The sequence below is a fragment of the Bacillus sp. AFS059628 genome, assembly GCF_002571225.1.
Taxonomy (GTDB): domain Bacteria; phylum Bacillota; class Bacilli; order Bacillales; family Bacillaceae_G; genus Bacillus_A.
The window spans coordinates 1-658 of sequence record NZ_NVEC01000153.1 but is presented as its reverse complement, the minus strand read 5'-3'; the positions used below and the strand labels follow the sequence as shown (position 1 = coordinate 658).

Annotated in this window: 6 tRNA genes; all 6 read left to right on the top strand. The window is 52.9% G+C overall.

Annotated features, from left to right (window positions below):
* Nucleotides 1-112: 112 nt before the first annotated feature.
* The 6 genes from COL05_RS30600 to COL05_RS30575 all read left to right on the top strand — a co-directional run bounded on the left by COL05_RS30600 (nt 113) and on the right by COL05_RS30575 (nt 658).
* Nucleotides 113-188 (top strand) — tRNA-Thr (locus COL05_RS30600).
* 13 nt (nt 189-201) lie between these two features.
* Nucleotides 202-277 (top strand) — tRNA-Lys (locus tag COL05_RS30595).
* Nucleotides 278-291: 14 nt separating this feature from the next.
* A tRNA-Leu gene (locus COL05_RS30590) sits at nt 292-372 on the top strand.
* Between the two features lie 29 nt (nt 373-401).
* Nucleotides 402-476, top strand: a tRNA-Gly gene (locus COL05_RS30585).
* Between the two features lie 16 nt (nt 477-492).
* A tRNA-Leu gene (locus tag COL05_RS30580) sits at nt 493-581 on the top strand.
* A 3-nt stretch (nt 582-584) separates the two neighbouring features.
* Nucleotides 585-658, top strand: a tRNA-Arg gene (locus tag COL05_RS30575).

The following is a 658-nucleotide window of genomic DNA, read 5'->3' as shown; positions in this document are numbered from 1 at the left end:
CCCTGTGAGAGTAGGACGTTGCCAGGCAAAATCGAGGATTAGCTCAGCTGGGAGAGCACCTGCCTTACAAGCAGGGGGTCGGCGGTTCGATCCCGTCATCCTCCACCATTTAGCCGACTTAGCTCAATTGGTAGAGCAACTGACTTGTAATCAGTAGGTTGGGGGTTCAAGTCCTCTAGTCGGCACCAGTTTTTATTGTAAGAGCCATTAGCTCAGTTGGTAGAGCATCTGACTTTTAATCAGAGGGTCGAAGGTTCGAGTCCTTCATGGCTCACCATTTTAATGGAATATGCGGGTGTGGCGGAATTGGCAGACGCACTAGACTTAGGATCTAGCGCCTTTGGCGTGGGGGTTCGACTCCCTTCACCCGCACTTTTAATAAAATAACTCATACATGTCTTGCGGAAGTAGTTCAGTGGTAGAATACAACCTTGCCAAGGTTGGGGTCGCGGGTTCGAATCCCGTCTTCCGCTCCAATTTTCAATATGACATGCCGGGGTGGCGGAACAGGCAGACGCACAGGACTTAAAATCCTGCGGTGGGTGACCACCGTGCGGGTTCGACCCCCGCCCTCGGCACCATATGCGCCCGTAGCTCAATTGGATAGAGCGTTTGACTACGGATCAAGAGGTTAGGGGTTCGACTCCTCTCGGGCGCG